This window comes from Sphingobium sufflavum (genome assembly GCF_021403115.1).
In the GTDB taxonomy this organism is placed as follows: Bacteria; Pseudomonadota; Alphaproteobacteria; order Sphingomonadales; family Sphingomonadaceae; genus Sphingobium; species Sphingobium sufflavum.
This window is the reverse complement of the sequence record NZ_JAJSSH010000017.1, coordinates 1-18,935: the sequence shown is the minus strand read 5'-3', so window position 1 is coordinate 18,935 and position 18,935 is coordinate 1. Positions and strand designations below refer to the sequence as shown.

The window sequence follows — 18,935 nt, the reverse complement described above, 5'->3', positions numbered from 1 at the left end:
CATCATGACCGACATCCCCAACACCCAGCCCGACATGCGTAGCGAAACGCTTATGGATGCGCCTGACCTGATGGTGAAGGCCCGCGACGTCTTTGGCGTCGACATCGACATGGAGGTTCCGGCCTTCTCGGAGGCGGACGAGCGCGTGCCTGATCTCGACCCCGCCTATGTGTTCGACCCGGACACCACGCTGGCGATCCTCGCGGGCTTCTCCTTCAACCGCCGCGTCATGGTGCAGGGCTATCATGGCACCGGCAAGTCGAGCCATATCGAGCAGATCGCCGCGCGCCTGAACTGGCCGTGCATCCGCATCAACCTCGACGCGCATATCAGCCGCATCGACATGGTGGGCCGCGACGCCATCGTCCTGAAGGAAGGCGTGCAGGTCACGGAATTCAAGGAAGGCCTGCTCCCCTGGGCGCTCCAGCGTCCTGTCGCGCTCGTCTTCGACGAATATGACGCCGGTCGCCCGGACGTGATGTTCGTGATCCAGCGCGTGCTGGAGGCGGACGGCAAGATGACGCTGCTCGACCAGAATCGCGTGATTCGCCCTAACCCCTATTTCCGTCTGTTCGCCACCGCGAACACCGTGGGCCTGGGCGACACCACCGGCCTTTATCATGGCACGCAGCAGATCAACCAGGGCCAGATGGACCGCTGGAATCTGGTCGTCACGCTCAACTATCTCCCCGCCGCGACGGAGGCGCAGATCGTCCTCGCCAAGTCCGGCGAATATGACCATCCGGGTGGCCGGGCGGAGGTGGAAAAGATGATCCGCGTTGCCGAACTGTCGCGGCAGGGCTTTGTGAACGGCGACATCTCCACCGTCATGTCGCCGCGGACGGTCATCAGCTGGGCGCAGAACACGCTGATCTTCAAGGATGTCGGCTTCGCCTTCCGCCTCAGCTTCCTCAACAAGTGCGACGAGGCGGAGCGGTCGCTGGTGGCGGAATATTATCAGCGCGTGTTCGGCAAGGATCTGCCGGAAAGCATCGTCGGGAAAGTCTGACGCGGTCCGATGACCAGCCGATCGCCCCTTGATGACCTGAAGGCCGTGCTGGCGGGCACGGCCCGCGCCGTCGCGCGCGATACGGAGGCGGAGGTCGGCTTCACCGCCGATGCGCCGCATCTGCTCGGCAAGACGATCAAGGTGCCGACGCCCAGCCGCTCCCTGCCGATTGAGCAGGTGGCGCAGGCGCGCGGCTTTGCCGATTCGATGGCGCTGAAACTGCGCCATCACAACGCCGCCCTCCACGCCCGTCGGATGCCCGCCGAACCGGCCGCCCGCGCCGTCTATGACGCGGTCGAGATGGTGCGGTACGAGGCGCTGGGATCGCGCGGCTATGACGGCACGCGCGCCAATCTTTCCGCTGCCCTGCTGATGCGGACGGGCGCTGACCCGATCACCCGCGCCCAGTCGGCGGACGAGGTGCCGATTCAGGGCGCGCTGGCGCTGTTGCTGCGCGAGCGGCTGACCGGCGAGCCGGTGCCCGCTGCGGCCGAAAAGGGTGTCGCTTTCCTGCGCGACTGGATCGACGAACGGGCGTCCGGCGATTTTGAGGCGCTGGGCCTGACCCTCGACGATCAGGCGGCGTTCCAGAAGTCCGTGCTCGCGATGCTGGAGCATCTCGACCTCACCCAGTCCGAAGTCCCCCCCGATTCGGAGGAGAATGAGGACGAGAATGACGGCGAGGAGGGCGACGAGGACGAGAGCCAGGGTGAGGACAAGTCCGAGGAAGAGGGCGACAGCGACGCCCAGACCGAGGCGCGCTCCGAGGATCGTTCCGAAGGGAGTGAGACGGAGGAGGACGCCAGCGCGGACGATTTCGATCCCGACGCGGACAGCGATCCGGGCGATTCGGATGAGGAGGGCATGCTGCCCGTTCGTCCCAACCGCCCGCCCGCCGATTATAGCCCCAGTTTCGATTATAAGGTCTTCACCCGCGCCCATGACGAGGAAGTCGCGGCGCGCGACCTGTGCGACGCGGACGAGCTGACCCGCCTGCGCGGTTTCCTCGACCAGCAGCTTGCCCATTTGCAGGGGGTGGTGACGAAACTCGCCAACCGGCTCCAGCGTCGCCTGATGGCGCAGCAGTCGCGCAGCTGGGACTTCGACCAGGAGGAGGGCATGCTGGACGCCGCCCGGCTCGCCCGCGTCGTCGCCAGCCCTGGTTCCTCCCTGTCCTACAAGATCGAGCGCGATACCGAGTTCAAGGACACGGTCGTCACCCTGCTGATCGACAATAGCGGCTCCATGCGCGGTCGTCCCATCGGCATTGCGGCGATCAGCGCGGACATCATGGCCCGCACACTGGAACGCTGCGGCGTGAAGACGGAGATTCTCGGCTTCACCACCCGCGCGTGGAAGGGCGGGGCGAGCCGGGAGGACTGGCTGGGCGCCAGCCGTCCCGCCAACCCCGGTCGCCTCAACGACCTGCGCCATATCATCTACAAGGAAGCGGACGAGCCATGGCGCCGCGCGCGCACGTCGCTCGGCCTGATGATGCGCGAGGGGTTGCTGAAGGAGAATATCGACGGCGAGGCGCTGTTATGGGCGCACAGCCGCCTGATCGCGCGGCATGAGGATCGCCGTATCCTGATGGTCATCTCCGACGGTGCGCCGGTGGACGACTCCACCCTGTCGGTGAACAGCGGAACCTATCTGGAACGGCATCTGCGGCAGGTGATCGACTGGATAGAGACGAAATCGCCAGTCCAACTCGTCGCCATTGGCATCGGCCATGACGTGACCCGCTACTACAAGCGGGCGGTGACGATCATGGACGCGGAGCAACTGGGCGGCACGATGGTCGAGCAGCTTGCGGGTCTGTTCGACAGCGACTGACGACGATTTTTTCGGGGTCGCGGGGTGACGGATGCAGGCCATCGGCCCTCGCCCTCAGCGCAACTATTTGTTTCCGCAAAGAATCCACATTTTCCGCATTTTTTCACCAAATGGGTGCGACGAACGGAAAGTTTGGCGCGATCAGGTGTTATATCCCTCGCTGCAAAGAGCGGCCGGGGTTGCCCCCACAACCCTGTACCGGAGAGGTGCCACGGCGAAAGCCAAGACAAGGCCGTTCCTGCGCGGCGGCCACGGCCCGGAGGGCCTCGCCATGCGACCCGGCGGCGGCCCGTCGGTGTCCGTGGCCTGAGCGCGAACCGCTTCTCCGGCGGGATGGGAGGCAGGCCCGAACCAGGGAGAGGGGCCATGTCCCATGAAGTCGATCGCCTTTACTATCAGCGATGCGCCGAAAAGGAGCGGGAGAAGGCGGGGAAGGTGGCCGACGTCACGATTCGCCAGACCCACGAACGGCTCGCCGAAATGTATGAAGGCAAGGCGTTGCGGATGCAGGGCCATATCGCCGGACGGGACGGGCAGTAGGCGCGATCGGTCGGGTCGGGTATCGGCGGGCCGGACGCTGTGGTGGCGGGCGGCTTGGCGGGACTCGAGGTGCACCGCCACCATGCCTGTAAACCCCGGCGCTCAGTGGCTTTTCCTGCACGGCGCGACTCCGCACCGGACATGCGGGGGGCGGGATCGTCCGGGAGCGCCCTGCGCTGTCGGCGTGGCTCCCTGCGTCATGATTATGCGCCCATAACCGCAGGGAGGGGCGAACGGACTGGTCCTCCATCCGCCCCCGTCGTGCATGGCTTGCTCAGGCGAGCGTATCGACGATCAGGCCGCTGTTGCGGCTGTCCGCCGCCGTCGTCGATGCGGACGTGGAGGAATAGACATTCTTCGACGCCATCTGCTCGCGCAGCGCGCTGAGCAGCGAGATCAGCGCATCCAGTTGGTCCGTATCCTCGGTCGCGCTGGTGCCGGACGTGCTGCTGTCCTCCTCCGTGCCGGATGGTGGGGGTGGTGGCGGACCCATGGGGCGCATGCCGCCCCGGCCCCCGACGCCGCCCATCGCCATGCTGTCGGTATCCCCGGATCCGCCCTCACCCTGCGGTTGCGGGCCGCCCTGCGCGAACAGCGATTGCAGCGTTGCGGCCTGTTCGTCGGTCAGGGTGCCGGCCGTCACCTGATCGGAGATCAGGCTGTCGATGCGGTCCTTCATCCCGGCGGGGTCGAGCTTGCCGGTCGCGGCGGACCCGCTGCCGCTCGACGACCCGACGCCCAAGGCGCTGTCGATGGCGTCGAGCGCGTTTTCCAGCGCCGTTTCGTCGGTTGCGCTGATGCTGCCGCTCTTGACCGCGGTATCGATACGATTGTCCATCATGGCGCGCGGCGACATCCGCGTGGCCGACGAACCTGTTACACTCATCATGTTCATGACTGTCCCCTTGTCATATTGACGGGGATCAGCCATAGGGGGAGGGGCTAAATCAGGTCTTTATCTGATTGAAATATCAGTGAAATAGACTGACATAAAGATGTCGCCACCGACATATTTGTCTCGGACCTGAAATAGTCTCTAACGACGGGTTAACGCGGCCCTGACCGCGTCTTTTCCCCGGCCCGCTCCGCCAGAATACCACGGGGGGCACAAGTTGACGGCGCGGGCAAAGCGTCGCATGTCGTCGCGCCATGACCGACCCGCTTCCCCTCCGCCTGTTCAACAGCCTGACGCGCGAGATCGCGCCCTTCGATCCGATCGACCCCGGCACGGCGCGGGTCTATAGTTGCGGACCAACCGTTTATAATTATGCCCATCTTGGCAATTTGCGCGCCTATGTCTTCACCGACACGCTGCGCCGCACGCTCGGCTGGGCGGGGCTGGACGTCACCCATGTCATCAACATCACCGACGTCGGCCATCTGACCAGCGACGCGGACGTGGGCGACGACAAGATGGAGGCCGCAGCTCGCGCGCAGGCGAAGTCCATCTGGGACATCGCCGCCCATTATACGGAGGCATTCAAGGCCAATATCGCGGACCTCAACATCATAGCGCCCAGCGAATGGACGGTCGCGACCGACTATGTGCCGCAAATGATCGACTTCGCCAAAAGCATCGCCGACCGGCATTGCTACGAACTGGCGACCGGCCTCTATTTCGATTCGACCAGCGTGCCTGACTATGGTGCGCTGGCGGGTGGGCGCGACGACGCCGCTAATGCCCGCATCGACCCGGTGGAGGGCAAGCGCCACCCGTCCGACTTTGCCATCTGGCGCAAGTCCCCGCCGGGTGAGCAGCGCCAGATGGAATGGGACAGCCCATGGGGCAAGGGCGCGCCGGGCTGGCACCTCGAATGTTCGGTGATGAGCTTCGACCGGCTGGGCCATCCGTTCGACATCCACACCGGCGGCATCGACCATCGCGAAATCCATCACCCCAACGAAATCGCGCAGAATCAGGCCTATTGCGGCTGCACCGGCGCGTCGCCGGCCGGCTTCACGCCCCAGGGTTTCACGGGCGCGCGCTGGTGGATGCACAATAATTTCCTGGTCGACCGCTCCGGCAAGATGTCGAAGTCGAAGGGTGGCTTCACCACGCTTTTCTCGCTTCAGGACGCGGGCGTACATCCGCTGGCCTATCGCCTGCTGTGCCTGTCCGCCCATTATCGCAGCGAGCTGGAGTTTTCGGGCGAGATCGTCGCGACCGCGCTGACCCGGCTGAAACGGCTGGTGATGGCGGTGGAAGGGCTGCGCGCCCACGCGGGCGAGCCGACGGCCGATCTGGCCGCCGTGCATCCCCGCCTGAAGGATGAACTGACGGGGTTCGACGCGGCCCTGCGTGAAGACCTCAACACCCCCAAGGCAATCACCCATCTGGAGGCGGTCGTCGCGATGAAGAAGGTGCCCGCGCCGGACAAGCTGGCGGTGGCGCTGAAGATGGATGCGGCGCTGGGCCTGAAGCTGGCGACCATCACCCGTGCCGATCTGCGCGTGGCGCCCAAGGACGCCGCGATCACGCAGGCGGAGATCGAGGCCGAACTCGACCGCCGCAAGCAGGCGCGCGAGGACAAGGATTTCGCCGCCTCCGACGCGATCCGCGACGCCCTGATCGCGCGCGGGGTGGAGGTGATGGACGGCGATCCGCTCCGTTGGGAATGGCGGGTCGCGCTGGGCGGCTGATCCAACTACGCTTTTTCGTCACCCCGGCGAAGGCTGGGGTCGCGGTCGGCAGGCACAGGTCGCAACCGTAAATCCCGGACTGCCGGGAAATGGCGAGCGTCAGCCTGCCGCCATCTCGCGCGCCAGCACTGCCACCAGTTCCCCGGCGGGCAGCACGCGGGCCAGCGGCGCACCCTGTCCTGCCCATTGCGCGCCATAGCCCCATTCGCCCTTTGCCTTGGCGGCGGCGATCAACGCTTTTCCGGCGTCATAGACCATCGGATAGCCCGGCCGGGGCAGGTCGGCATGCGCCTCCCCCCATGTCGTGAAGCGGTTGGGCAGGCAACGTGCGGGGCGGCCGGAAATCGCATCGGTCATGACCGTGTGCCCGGCGGCATCGCTCAGCAATGCGGCACGATGCCCCTCGTCGGCGCTGCTTTCGGGGCAGGCGACGAAGGCCGTGCCCAGTTGCGCGCCCACCGCGCCCAGTCGCAGCGCGGCGGCGATCCCCGCGCCATCCATGATGCCGCCCGCCGCGATGACGGGCAGGCCCGCCTCCCGCACCAGCAACCGGGTGAGCGCGAAAACGCCCAGCCGGTCGTCGGGGTGCGCGGGGTCGAACATGCCCCGGTGCCCGCCAGCTTCCCAGCCCTGCGCCACCACTGCGTCGATTCCCGCCGCCCGTGCGGCATGGGCCTCGGTCAGGCTGGTGGCGGTGGACAGCAGCACGCATCCGGCCTGTTTCAGCGCGGCGATGCGATCGGCGGCGGGCAGGCCGAAATGAAAGCTGACCACGGCGGGCCGCGCCTCTACCAGCATCGCCAGCATCGCGTCATCCTCCGCAAAGCTGCGATAGATCGGGCGCAGACCCGTGGGCGGCGTGGCGTCATATCGCTCGAACAATGGCGTCAGCGCTGCGATCCAGTCTGCCTCTCGCGCTGCATCGGGCGCGGCGGTGGCATGGACGAACAGATTGGCGTTGAACGGCCGGTCGGTCAGCCCCCGCAACTCCCCGACCGCTTTTGCCGCGCCCGCCGCATCCGTCGCCCCGAACGCGATGGAGCCGAGTGCGCCCGCATTACAGACCGCCGCCGCCATCCGGGGCGTCGAGGTCCCGGCCATCGGCGCCTGCACGATGGGGAGGGGGATGGCGAGCTGGTCGAACAGGGTCATGGGCGGCACCATAGGCGCGGCAGGACGGCAGGGATAGCTTCGGGATCGCCACCGGGACTCTCGCCGCCGGACCGTCAATCGAGCCACCCGATCACAGCCATGCAGGCAAGGCGGCTTTTCCCCGGCCTGCGCGTCCCCTATATTGGCCACTCAACTACGGCGGCACGGCTTGTCTTCTGGCCGCTGGGCGCGCATAGGGCGCAGTCTTTATTTGGAGGAGTCGTGGTCATGGCGACAAACTGGTCGCCCGAAAGCTGGCGCAATCACGAAGGTCGGCAGATGCCCCATTACCCGGACGCGGCAGGTCTTGCCGCGGCGGAAGTGGAGCTGAGCCGCCAGCCCCCCCTCGTTTTTGCGGGCGAGGCGCGCAACCTGAAGGCGGATCTCGCCAAGGTCGCGAACGGGGAGGCATTCCTGCTGCAAGGCGGCGATTGCGCGGAAAGCTTTGCGGAGTTCCATGCGGACAATATCCGCGACACCTTCCGTGTCATCCTCCAGATGGCGGTCGTGCTGACCTATGCGTCAAAGCTGCCGGTGGTGAAGGTCGGTCGCATGGCCGGGCAGTTCGCCAAGCCGCGCTCCGCCGATACGGAGACGATCGGCGGCGTGGAACTGGCCAGCTATCGCGGCGACATCATCAACGACATCGCCTTCACGTCGGAGAGCCGCGAGCCGGACCCGCAGCGCATGCTGCGCGCCTATCATCAGGCGACGGCGACGCTGAACCTGCTGCGCGCCTTCTCCAACGGCGGCTATGCCACGCTGGACCGGGTGCATCAGTGGACGCTCGACTTCATGGGCCGGTCGCCCTGGTCGGCGAAGTTCGAGGAAATGGCGAACCGCATCGACGACGCCCTGTCGTTCATGCGCGCCTGCGGCATCAATGCGGACAATGTGCCGCAGTTGAACGCCACGAACTTCTACACCAGCCATGAGGCGCTGCTGCTGCCCTATGAGCAGGCGCTGACTCGCAAGGATTCGACGTCCGGCGACTTTTACTCGACGTCCGCGCACATGCTGTGGATCGGCGACCGTACCCGTTTCGAGGGGTCGGCCCATGTCGAATATCTGCGCGGCATCGAGAATCCGATCGGCATGAAGTGCGGCCCCAGCCTGGAGCCGGACGCGCTGATCCGCATGCTCGACACGCTCAACCCGTCGCGGGAGGCCGGGCGCATCACGCTTATCACCCGCTATGGCTATGACAAGATCGAGGCGGGCCTGCCCAAGCTGGTCCGCGCGGTCCAGCGCGAAGGCCATCCGGTGGTGTGGTCGTGCGACCCGATGCACGGCAATGTCATCAAGGCGGCGAGCGGCTACAAGACGCGGCCGTTCGAGCGTATCCTGGGCGAGGTTCGCGGCTTCTTCGCCGTGCACCGTGCAGAGGGCAGCTTTGGCGGCGGCATCCATGTGGAAATGACCGGCCAGAATGTGACCGAGTGCACGGGCGGCGCCATCGCCGTGACCGACGAGGGACTGGCCGACCGCTACCACACCCATTGCGACCCGCGCATCAACGCGGCGCAGTCGCTGGAGCTGTCGTTCCTGCTGGCCGAAATGCTGAACGACGAGTTGAAGGATCGCCGCGCAAAGGCGGCCTGACCGCTCGCCGGGGCGATATGGTCGATCGCTTTTGTGGCCCGCGCCCCCGCAACAGGGGGCGCGGGCCGCTGCGTTCCGGGGCGGGCAACCCGCGTTCCGCGCCATGCCGCGCATCCCGGACGGGACCGGCAACCGCGCCTTTTCATATGTCGGCAATCGGCCATTGCCGTCACAGTCATGCGCGACGGGCCTTGTCTGCCCATCCGCTGCCGGTTACGTACCCTGCCGACCTATCGGAGTCCCGGCATTGCGGGGCCGATGCGACGGGGCAGACAATCATGACATCGTCCACACGCAAAGCGCGCCGGTGGACGAATTATATCGCGGTTGCGCGCAGGGTGAGGGGTTTAAGGGATGAAGGCGTCGGATCTTTTCGTACGGTGTCTGGAAGAAGAAGGCGTCGAATATATCTTCGGCGTTCCGGGCGAGGAAAATCTCGACATGCTGGAGTCGCTCCGCACGTCGACGGTCAAGCTGATCCTGACCCGGCATGAACAGGGCGCGGGCTTCATGGCAGCCACCTATGGCCGCCACACGGGGAAGACCGGCGTGTGCCTATCCACCCTCGGCCCCGGCGCGACCAATTTCGTGACCGCCGCCGCCTATGCGCAGCTTGGCGGCATGCCGATCCTGATGGTCACCGGGCAGAAGCCGATCAAGAAGTCCAAGCAGGGCCGATTCCAGATCCTCGACGTCGTCGACATGATGCGCCCGCTGACGAAATATACGCACCAGCTCGCCAGCGCCGACAATATCCCGTCGCGCATCCGCGAGGCCTTCCGCCTTGCCGAGGAGGAAAAGCCCGGCGCGACCCATCTGGAGTTCCCGGAGGACATCGCCGAGGAACAGACCGACAGCCTGCCGATCAAGCCCAGCATCGCACGCCGTCCCTCCGCCGAGCCGAAGGCCGTGCGCGCCGCCGTGCGCAAGCTGGAGGGCGCCGCGCGCCCCGTGCTGGTGATCGGCGCGGGCGCGAACCGCAAGATGACCGGCCGCATGCTCCTCCAGTTCGTGGAGAAGACCGGCATCCCCTTCCTGACCACGCAGCTCGGCAAGGGCGTGATCGACGAGATGCACCCGCTGTTCCTGGGCTGCGCCGCGCTGTCGTCCGGCGATTTCGTGCACCGTGCGATCGAGGATGCGGACCTCATCATCAACATCGGCCATGACGTGATCGAAAAGCCGCCCTTCTTCATGAAGCATGGCGGCGCGGAGGTCATCCATATCTCCAACCGTTCGGCGGAGGTGGACCCCGTCTACTTCCCGCAGATCGAGGTGATCGGCGACATCGCCAACGCCGTGTGGCAGATGAAGGAGGACATCGTCCCCGCCGCCCGCTGGGACTTCCAGCACATGCTCGCCTATCGCAAGGCGGAGGTGGAGCATACAGCGAAGCTGGAGAGCGACGCCCGCTTCCCCGTCTTCCCGCCCTATCTGGTGCGCAAGGTGCGCGAGGCGATGCCGTCCGATGGCATCATCTGCCTCGACAATGGCGTGTACAAGCTGTGGTTCGCCCGCAACTATCCCGCGCGGCAGCAGAACACCGTGCTGCTCGACAACGCGCTTGCCACGATGGGCGCGGGCCTGCCCTCCGCCATGGCCTCCGCCATGGTCTATCCGGAGCGCAAGATCATGGCGATCTGCGGCGACGGCGGCTTCATGATGAACAGCCAGGAGATGGAGACCGCGGTTCGCCTCGGCCTCAACATCACCGTGCTGATCCTCAACGACAACAGCTATGGCATGATCCGCTGGAAGCAGGCGAACATGGGCTTTGAGGATTGGGGCCTGTCCTATGGCAACCCCGATTTCGTCAAATATGCCGAAGCCTATGGCGCGTTCGGATACCGGGCGGAAAGCGCGGAGCATGTCGCGGAACTGCTGGCCCATACCCTGTCGACGCCCGGCGTCCATCTGATCGACTGCCCGGTCGATTATGACGAGAATGACCAGATACTTAACAAGGACATCAAGGAACTGAGCCAGGCGCTCTGATCCGTCCCGACCCCTTCCCTCGGCTCTTGAGGGGAGGGGTTTTCGTGGAGTATGGCCCTTCCCATATTCCGCCCAACGCCCACCCAGACCGCCCGCCCCGCGCCCGGTCGCCCCGTCACGGGGCACAAGAGGATTGCCGATGACCAAGCTCAAGGATGTCTATCCGCTCTATCTCAACAACAAGGCGGTGCAGCCCAACACCGATCTAGCGGTGACGGACAAGTTTACCGGCGAGGTCGCGTTCCGCGTGGCGCAGGCGGACGCCGCGACCATCGACGCCGCTATCGCGGGTGCGGTCCGTGCAGCCGAACCGATGGCGCGCATGGCTGCCTATGAGCGTCAGGCCGTGCTCGACCATTGCGTTCGGCGGTTCAAGGAGCGGTTCGACGAGCTGGCCTATGCCCTGTGCGTCGAGGCGGGCAAGCCGATCAAGGATTCGGAGGGCGAGGTCGGCCGCCTGATCGACACCTTCCGCATCGCGGCGGAGGAATCGGTGCGTCTGGGCGGCGAAGTCCTGCCCATCGACATCGCGCCCCGCGCCAAGGGCTATCAGAGCATCTGGAAGCGGGTGCCGATCGGTCCCTGCTCCTTCATCTCGCCCTTTAACTTCCCGCTGAACCTCGCCGCGCACAAGATCGCGCCCGCGCTGGCCGTCGGCAACCCCTTCGTCATGAAGCCCGCCAGCCGCACCCCGCTGGGCGCGATCATCATCGGCGAGATCCTGGCCGAGACGGACCTGCCCGAAGGCGCCTTCTCCATCCTGCCCGCCCACCGGGAGGGCGCGGACCTGTTCACCACCGACGACCGGCTCAAGCTCCTGTCCTTCACCGGCTCGCCCGATGTGGGCTGGGATCTGAAGGCCCGCTGCGGCAAGAAGAAGGTCGTGCTGGAACTGGGCGGCAACGCGGCGGTCATCGTCGACCATGACGCCGACCTCAACGACGCGATGGAACGGATCATCTTCGGCGCCTTCTACCAGAGCGGCCAGTCGTGCATCGGCGTGCAGCGCATCATCGTCCATGAATCCATCTACGACACGTTCCGCGACATGCTGGTCAAGCGCACCGGCGGCCTGATCGCGGGCGATCCGAAAGACCCTAAGACCTTCGTCGGCCCGATGATTTCGGAGAGCGAGGCGAGCCGTCTCGACGGTTGGATTCAGGAAGCCATCGCCTCCGGTGCGACCCTGCTGTGCGGCGGCAAGCGCGAGGGCGCGATGCTGGAGGCCACGCTGCTGGAGAATGTCGGCCGCGACACCAACGCCTATCGCGAGGAAGCCTTTGGCCCGCTCGCCATCCTGTCGAAGTTCAGCGACTTCAACGCGGCGCTGGACGAGGTGAACGACAGCAAGTTCGGCATCCATGCGGGCATCTTCACGCGCGACATCTTCAAGTCGCTGGATGCGTGGGACCGGCTGGACGTGGGCGGCGTGGTCATCAACGACGTGCCCAGCTACCGCGTGGACAACATGCCCTATGGCGGCGTGAAGGACAGCGGCATTGGCCGCGAGGGCATCAAGTTCGCGATGGAAGACATGACCGAAATCCGCAACCTCATCATCCGTCGCAAATGATCGGTTGAAGGTGGTGCGTCCCGCCGGTCGGGACGGGACTGAACGAAAACGGGAAGAGGCCCGCTCCGGTGAGAGCGGGCCTTTTTTCTAGGGCGCGATGTCTTTTCCTTGAATCGTCATTGCGAGCGTAGCGACGCAACCCACTGCGCTCCCATACAGAAAGACCCCCGCTCCGGGGGCATGGAGCGAGGGTCTCGTCTGTACGGACATCCGTGGTCCGAAATCATGTGACGGCGGAGGCGGTACGGGTAACAGGGGGGAAGCCCGGTAGCCATCCGTCGTCACAAGAGGATGAATAGCCGCCCGCACCTGACCGCTGGATGAATGGAAACGGGCGTCCGTCCGAAAACTTGTCGCAAAGTCTGTCAGCGTCCCTTTCCGCGGGTATGATACCGCAACGGCGCGAACCTCCATCGGGAAGTCCGCGCCGCTGCATGGCCGCGTTGGTTGCCTGTGGTGGCGGTTACCGTCCCGCGCCGCGCTGGGCCGGGCGGGGGTCTTTCCAGCGAAAGGCCGAATCGGGGATAGGCGCGCCATAGCTGGTACCGCTCAGCTTGATGCTGGTGCGGTTGCCCTGCGCGTCGCGCGCGACCCAGCCATAGAGGCGCAGGCCCGCCGGCGCCTGGGCGTCCCGCTGGAACACCATGTTGATGACGCCATATTCGGCATGGTCGGGATCGCGCACCTCCATCGACACGACGGACGGGTCGCCGGTCTGGATCAGCTTGCCATAGCGCGACAGGTCGCGCGTCGGATCGAGCAGCGCGCCCAGCGGCGAGTTGCGGATCGGCCACCGCTGGACCTGCCGCACCTCATAATCGATCATGTAGAGCGACTTGCCGTCCGCGACGATCAGCAGGGGGTTGGGCGCGGCATATTGGAACCGGATATGCCCCGGCTGCTTCCACGACAACTGGCCGTTCTGCACCTGCCCGTTGCGGTCGGTCTGGCTGAACTGGGCGGTCAGGGTGGTGATGGCGCGCAGGTGGCGCTGGACGAGGGCGAGGTCGGCCGGTTGCCCCGTCTGCGCCTGGGCAGGGGCGACGAGGGACGGCGGGCCTCCGGGCATCAGGGCGAGGGGAAGAGCCAGGGACAGGGCGAGGAGGCCGCGTGGACGCGGCGACAGGGTCGGAAAAGCCATGGCTCCGATGTAGGGCCGCGCCGTTGAATGTCCACTGAACCGAGGCGGAGAGAATTTCGAAACCACGTCTCTTTACCCGTTCGCAAGGCGGGAATGCGAAAATCGGCGAAACAAATAGTCCGGGCACGCACCATGTTGAAACGCATAAGAACCGAAGATTTGGCGCTCGGCATGTTCCTCCACAAGATGGAGGGATCATGGCTGTCCCACCCGTTCTGGAAGAGCAAGTTCCTGCTCGACGACCAGAAGCAGCTGGCGGATATCCGCGGCAGCACGGTCGAATGGGTCATGATCGACGTGGAGAAGGGCAGCGACATCGGCGTCGCCGCGCTCGTCGGTGCGCCGCTGGTCGAGGAGGTGGCGGAAGCGCCCGAACCGCTCGCCGCGCCCTCCGTGGTCCGCCATGATTCGGAGATGGGCCGCCGCGCGCAGATCTTGGGCCGCGCCCGCCAGACGGAGGACAGCGCCCCCGCGACCGCGCCGACCCGCGTCACCCCCTATCGGCCGCTGGCCTCCCGCATGATCGCGCCGGGCAGCCGCTCGCTGAACAGCGAACTGACCGCCGCGTCGGAAATCGCGCAGCGGTCGCGCCAGACGATGCGCGACCTGTTCAGCCAGGCGCGGCTGGGCAAGACGATGGACGTGGCGGCGGTGGAACCGCTGGTCGATGACATCATGCACTCTATCCAGCGCCATCCCCATGCCTTCAACGGCGTGGTGCGGCTGATGAAGACCAGCGACTATCTGCACACCCATGCGCTGGCCGTGTCGGCGCTGATGATAAACCTCGCCCTGCAACTGGGCCTGCGCCAGCATCAGGTGCGCGAGGCCGGGCTGGCGGGCCTGCTGATGGACGTCGGCATGGGCCATGTGCCGCAGGAAATCTATGACAAGCAGGGCGAGCTGACCCCCGCCGAGCAGCAGATCGTGCACAGCCACACCACGCTGGCGCGCGATTTCATGGAGGTGGAGGGCCAGATCCCCGAATCGGTGGTGGACGTCTGCCTCCACCATCATGAGCGGTTCGACGGCAGCGGCTATCCCCATGGCCTGAAGGGGCAGGATATTTCCCTGTTCGCGCGCATGGCGGCGATCTGCGACAGCTATGACGCCATGACGTCCCGCCGCACGCACAAGGCGGGCATGGACCCGGCGCAGGTGATCGCGATCATGCGCGAGGACATGCATCGCATGGACCCCGACATCTTCGAGGCGTTCGTGCGCGCGGTCGGCATCTACCCAGTCGGCACGCTGGTCCGGCTGAGCAGCGACAAGCTGGCCATGGTGCTGGACCAGAATCCCAAGAACCCCACCCTGCCGCGCGTCCGCACTTTCTATGCGACGAAGGAGCAGGAGAAGATCGAGCAGGAAGACCTCAACCTGGTCTATCGCATCGGCAAGGACGCGATCGTCAGCCGTGAGAATCCGGCCGACTGGGGATTCGACGATTGGGACAAGATGAGCACGGACATGTTCCGCAAGGCGACCGGCGTCACGATACGATAAGAAATCGGCCGATGATGCAGCCTCTTGCCCTGACGGCAAAGCACTGCTAGTGGGCCGCCTCACCCGACGAAGTCACAGGCTTCGTCAAGCGCCAGAGCGGGCGTAGCTCAGGGGTAGAGCACAACCTTGCCAAGGTTGGGGTCGAGGGTTCGAATCCCTTCGCCCGCTCCAGTTTTTTTAAGGGCTTAGGGGTCGCTTGACCAGCCCTCGGAAAAACGCCCCACTATATCCCCACTAGACAGCTTTGAAACCCCCACTGGTTTCCCCATTGGCGCGGTTCGTTGCCTGCCGCCCTGAGGGGTGGGGGTGCCAGCTAATTTTCTTAACGATCAGTCATGGGGGTGCCCCCCGGTGGGGGGAGGGGTAAATTCCCCACTTTCTTTCTGATTTCGAAATCCGCTTCTCGCGCGACAGAAAAATTTTGAAAAAATTGACTAGCTCAGGCAGGGGGGCGTTGTTTCGCCCTTGCGTTCATGCCGTGTGTTGCCGCCGCTATAAGTGGGGCGAACCGCTCCTCGAACTCATCCGATAACAGATCATACAGGCGATCCAGTTGCTTCTCGATTTCCCGCACATGGCGGTTGAAGTCGCGTTGCAAGTTAACGAGGCCCTCGCGAAATGAGAGGTCAACGTCAATATTGCGCCCATATATGTCTGTCCCAACCATCCCATTCAGCTTGTCGTTGAACAGCGAAGCTGTTTTGAAGGTTCGGTCATCGTCGGTGAAGTCCCGTTCAAAGCCATGATGGATGCGAGCGTTCCGCTCTGAGCGAACGGACTCCTGCTGCTCAAACATATGTCGGATATGGCAGGCCAGCTCCGCCGAGATAGAAGCCTTCAATACCTTCTGCACGGTGCAAGATCGCGGGGGTAGATTAAGCTGATATATCTGGTTCACCAGAAGCAGCGCGCAATCCACTACTGATACATAGCGCATGAGGAAAACGTCGGCCGCGATCGTGAGCCACTGATAACGGCTAACGGGCATCTCCTTGAACGACTTTGGCACCGGCTTAGGCCATAGCAGATCGCCTGCGAGGTTAAGGGACTCTACCCGATAGGCTAGGTTCTCTACCCACTGCACGCTATCGATCGCATATTTGCAGTCGGGGAACTGGCAAACCTCTTCATATGTATCGAAATTGAGGCTGACGATCCCGAGATCATACAAGCGACCTATAAAGCCATGTGAGTCAGAACTGACAATGTGCCGAGCCAAGAAGCGCGTTTGCCTTCGCTTCGGCTTCCATTCGTTCTGATCCTCGATGGCCGAACTGTCACTCATTGAGGCACAACACCACCAATTCCGAGAAAGCATCCCAAAGAGCGGTCAAATGGTCGGCGGCAGGTGCAAGGCTAGATGAATGAACATATTTGTTCAGCGTATCGACGGAGACGATTGCATCCATAGTTCGCGCCTTCTTCACGACCTCAACGTACCGCTTGTTGATTTTCCCTTGGGAATGCAGATTTTCGGCCGCGCAGATAAGCTTTTTTAATAGAGCGTCGTTCTCGGCAGAGGTCGTGAGGCCCGTCTGTTTTATGTAGTTATCTACGGACAGCTCAAGAAGGACACGGCAAAGGACCGCTATCGCGTTCGGATGCTCGTCCAGTTCGAGCTTGAATTGCAGTTCCTCCCATATAGCCCGATGGCGTTGAAGCCGACCAGCCCAGGCAACGCCATACTCAACCTGTGGGATTAGCGTGGTTCGCTTGTCTGGCTTTGGAGCCTTTGGCTGGGGCTTGGCTGGCCCACCTTTCGGAGATTTGCCTTTTCCTCCCTTTGCGGGCTTTGGAATGGCGTCTGCGGCGGTCGGCAGGACACCCTCTGATTCCAGTCCATCAAGATATTGGGATTTGCGATCAACGTCCCAAACGTCATCAAGAGTGATCCGGCGATGGGCTAGGTCGTCAGCGATCCGGGCAAGTGCTTTTAAGGTGACTTCCTCTGTACGGACAAACTGGAACCGGCCCTTGGCGGTCGATATTCCAACTCGATTCCTGAATGCCTCTGCCGACAGAAGCCGATTCAGATTGCTTCGTGGGATGCGCCGCCCTTTTGGCAGTAACCCAGCGGCTTTCAGCCTTTCCTCGATCTCGTCGGCTACGTTGAGTTTTCCGCCTTTGCCCGTTCGATTAACGAACGTGGTCTTCATGCGGTCGTCCCAATTGCTTTGACCTACACCCCCTTGGCTGCCTGTATGCCGTCGAAACAGAATTTCGTCGATTTCATCACGATCCGTTTCAACTCTGCACATGATCCGTGAAGGAAAAGTTCCTCGCCACTGGCTCCGTAAATCCGCAAAGAACTTTTGGAGGTCTGCGTCTGGCGCACGTTTAGGATTTGCCAGCAGTTTGAGGCACGTTGTGCGCCTGTTGCCATCAAAAATAATGAAATCTGTGCCTTCGGGATAGACAAGCGGCGGTTCATAAAGACCACCCGTATTCACGATGTCGCGGGCAAGCTTCCTCATCTGAGAGCGATGATTAGCAAACAGCCAAGCTATCGCCGTCGTCTCGTTTTCAAGTTCACCGTGCCGATCATTTGACCGATTAACCTGAAGCTTTTCCAGCGGAATTGATTTGTAGCTCATTCGGCATCCCCCCCACCTTGCAAAGCTAGTCTCGAAGGATCGCGCGTTTCAAGAAAAAGAGTGAATCGCACCATTGGCGCGCGAGATTGCAATCTATTGCGTCGTTTTGCGTTTCTCGCTGGCCTTTCCAACGGGAGAGCATGGTGTCAGGCTTTGGGATCGTTCCCAAAGCGCAAAAGGACTTCAAGTTTCAAACTGCCAGCATCTACGGCCTTATTGAACCGCGCCATCAGGTAATAGTCGAATGCCATCATGGGTGTGGTTGTCTTACCCTGCTTTGAAATCATCTCCGCAGCTTGAACGACGCGAAGCAACTCCGAAATGTCCAGCAGGTGCGGAAATGCATTGCCTGTTTTCTCCATGAAATCTTTGATGAAGTCCCTCCCGAAGGCGTCGGGGTCATTGACCAAATCCAAGTCGGGAATGAGGACAATTGCGTGAGGCGGTTGCGTCCGTTCGACGTCGATCACATTCCCGGAACGGTCCGTCACCTCAACCGACGCCTTGATTTTCCGGATGCCTCCTTTCAGTTGGGCAAAGGCTTTCGCGATGTGTCCCGAAACATCGGCCTTCAGCTTTGTTCGATCTGGCACCCGGTCGCGGGAAAGGACGGACAGGGCTTTTGACTCCAGCAAGATGCTGCCGAATTCATAGCTTAGCAGTATGTCGGTCAGTTCTCTTGTCCCTTTCCCCTTTGGGATTTGCGGGCTGTAGTGAACGCCGAGGGGATGCAGGTTATCTGTAAGCCAGACCCCAATCTGCTCTTGTTGCTTGCCTTCATCGGGGTCGAACAGGTCGATAAGACTTGATGATCCTGCATTCGTGATGAAGTGATTGTAGATCGGTTTCCAATCTATGTGCCCGCCGATAGCAATTGTGATCCATTCGCCATCGCTTTCGACGTTACGATGGAGCCGTTCCAAGAGGCGGTGGACCTTTGCTCCGATCAGATTATGGTCAAGCGGACCTGTTTGCACACTCGTTGCCCAAAGCGCCAACTCATGCGTTTGACCACTAATTGGAATGCTGTTCCATGTGACATTCACCGCTATTTCGTTGAACAGAAACACGGTCAAAGGTGACCCGAACGCTACGCCCCGGATAGCATTCAGTTCTTGTTCGCGTTCAACGATGGACCAGAGAATTCCTCCATCATCTCCGTCGTCACAGATTTTCAAAGCGCAAAGAAGCCGCCCTCCAAATCTACAGAACGCGAGATGTGTAAATAGGCGTCGAACCGGGACCCCATATCGGCGTGCAATAGGGACCCCCTTTTCGGGTTGCCAGGCGGTTGTCCCGGTAGTCCATAGGAGGGACCCACGGCCGGCGCTGCGCGCCCCCCAAGCG

The 18,935-nt window shown here is 63.2% G+C and carries 14 protein-coding genes and 1 tRNA gene; 9 read left to right on the top strand and 6 right to left on the bottom strand.

Annotated elements, in window-relative coordinates; all coding sequences use genetic code 11:
* Positions 1-4: 4 nt before the first annotated feature.
* From cobS to LWE61_RS18775, 3 genes are all read left to right on the top strand, one after another.
* Positions 5-1,009 carry a cobaltochelatase subunit CobS gene (cobS, locus tag LWE61_RS18785; RefSeq protein ID WP_234152184.1) on the top strand — a complete coding sequence of 335 codons (1,005 nt, stop codon included), beginning with the start codon at positions 5-7 and terminating at the stop codon, positions 1,007-1,009.
* Between the two features lie 9 nt (positions 1,010-1,018).
* The gene (cobT, locus tag LWE61_RS18780; protein WP_234152183.1) at positions 1,019-2,845 is read left to right on the top strand and encodes a cobaltochelatase subunit CobT; all 1,827 of its coding nucleotides are present in this window, start codon (positions 1,019-1,021) and stop codon (positions 2,843-2,845) included.
* A gap of 366 nt (positions 2,846-3,211) precedes the next feature.
* Positions 3,212-3,385 carry a hypothetical protein gene (locus tag LWE61_RS18775; protein WP_234152182.1) on the top strand — a complete coding sequence of 58 codons (174 nt, stop codon included), beginning with the start codon at positions 3,212-3,214 and terminating at the stop codon, positions 3,383-3,385.
* A 274-nt stretch (positions 3,386-3,659) separates the two neighbouring features.
* On the opposite strand, the gene LWE61_RS18770 is transcribed toward LWE61_RS18775, so the two are convergent.
* Positions 3,660-4,280, bottom strand: a complete 621-nt coding sequence (locus LWE61_RS18770; protein ID WP_234152181.1) for a hypothetical protein — start codon at positions 4,278-4,280, stop codon at positions 3,660-3,662.
* A gap of 254 nt (positions 4,281-4,534) precedes the next feature.
* On the opposite strand from LWE61_RS18770, the gene cysS reads away from it, so the two are divergent.
* Positions 4,535-6,025: a cysteine--tRNA ligase gene (gene cysS, locus LWE61_RS18765; RefSeq protein ID WP_234152180.1), complete on the top strand. Its 1,491-nt coding sequence runs from the start codon at positions 4,535-4,537 to the stop codon at positions 6,023-6,025.
* Between the two features lie 99 nt (positions 6,026-6,124).
* Here the strand turns inward: cysS and LWE61_RS18760 are convergent, their stop codons facing one another.
* On the bottom strand, positions 6,125-7,177 hold the full coding sequence (locus LWE61_RS18760) for an NAD(P)H-dependent flavin oxidoreductase (protein ID WP_234152179.1): 1,053 nt from the start codon (positions 7,175-7,177) through the stop codon (positions 6,125-6,127).
* Positions 7,178-7,405: 228 nt separating this feature from the next.
* Here LWE61_RS18760 and LWE61_RS18755 point away from each other — a divergent pair, with 228 nt between their 5' ends.
* The 3 genes from LWE61_RS18755 (at position 7,406) to LWE61_RS18745 (ending at position 12,347) form a co-directional block, all read left to right on the top strand.
* Entirely contained in the window at positions 7,406-8,779 is a 1,374-nt protein-coding gene (locus LWE61_RS18755; protein ID WP_234152178.1) for a class II 3-deoxy-7-phosphoheptulonate synthase, read from the top strand.
* 354 nt (positions 8,780-9,133) lie between these two features.
* Entirely contained in the window at positions 9,134-10,774 is a 1,641-nt protein-coding gene (locus LWE61_RS18750) for an acetolactate synthase large subunit (protein ID WP_234152177.1), read from the top strand.
* Between the two features lie 139 nt (positions 10,775-10,913).
* Positions 10,914-12,347, top strand: a complete 1,434-nt coding sequence (locus LWE61_RS18745; protein ID WP_234152176.1) for an aldehyde dehydrogenase family protein — start codon at positions 10,914-10,916, stop codon at positions 12,345-12,347.
* A 463-nt stretch (positions 12,348-12,810) separates the two neighbouring features.
* On the opposite strand, the gene LWE61_RS18740 is transcribed toward LWE61_RS18745, so the two are convergent.
* Positions 12,811-13,488 carry a LolA family protein gene (locus tag LWE61_RS18740; RefSeq protein WP_407696266.1) on the bottom strand — a complete coding sequence of 226 codons (678 nt, stop codon included), beginning with the start codon at positions 13,486-13,488 and terminating at the stop codon, positions 12,811-12,813.
* Between the two features lie 93 nt (positions 13,489-13,581).
* Between LWE61_RS18740 and LWE61_RS18735 the strand changes: the two genes are divergently transcribed.
* The gene (locus LWE61_RS18735) at positions 13,582-14,994 is read left to right on the top strand and encodes an HD-GYP domain-containing protein (protein ID WP_407696265.1); all 1,413 of its coding nucleotides are present in this window, start codon (positions 13,582-13,584) and stop codon (positions 14,992-14,994) included.
* A 96-nt stretch (positions 14,995-15,090) separates the two neighbouring features.
* Positions 15,091-15,165 (top strand) — tRNA-Gly (locus tag LWE61_RS18730).
* A gap of 268 nt (positions 15,166-15,433) precedes the next feature.
* Here LWE61_RS18730 and LWE61_RS18725 read toward each other — a convergent pair.
* The 3 genes from LWE61_RS18725 to LWE61_RS18715 all read right to left on the bottom strand — a co-directional run bounded on the left by LWE61_RS18725 (position 15,434) and on the right by LWE61_RS18715 (position 18,664).
* The gene (locus tag LWE61_RS18725) at positions 15,434-16,279 is read right to left on the bottom strand and encodes a Cthe_2314 family HEPN domain-containing protein (RefSeq protein WP_234152174.1); all 846 of its coding nucleotides are present in this window, start codon (positions 16,277-16,279) and stop codon (positions 15,434-15,436) included.
* Complete coding sequence (locus LWE61_RS18720) at positions 16,272-17,588, bottom strand: hypothetical protein (protein ID WP_234152173.1); 1,317 nt, start codon at positions 17,586-17,588, stop codon at positions 16,272-16,274. Before LWE61_RS18720 ends, LWE61_RS18725 begins: the two co-directional genes overlap by 8 nt.
* Positions 17,589-17,734: 146 nt before the next feature.
* On the bottom strand, positions 17,735-18,664 hold the full coding sequence (locus LWE61_RS18715) for a hypothetical protein (RefSeq protein WP_234152172.1): 930 nt from the start codon (positions 18,662-18,664) through the stop codon (positions 17,735-17,737).
* Between the last annotated feature and the right edge of the window lie 271 nt (positions 18,665-18,935).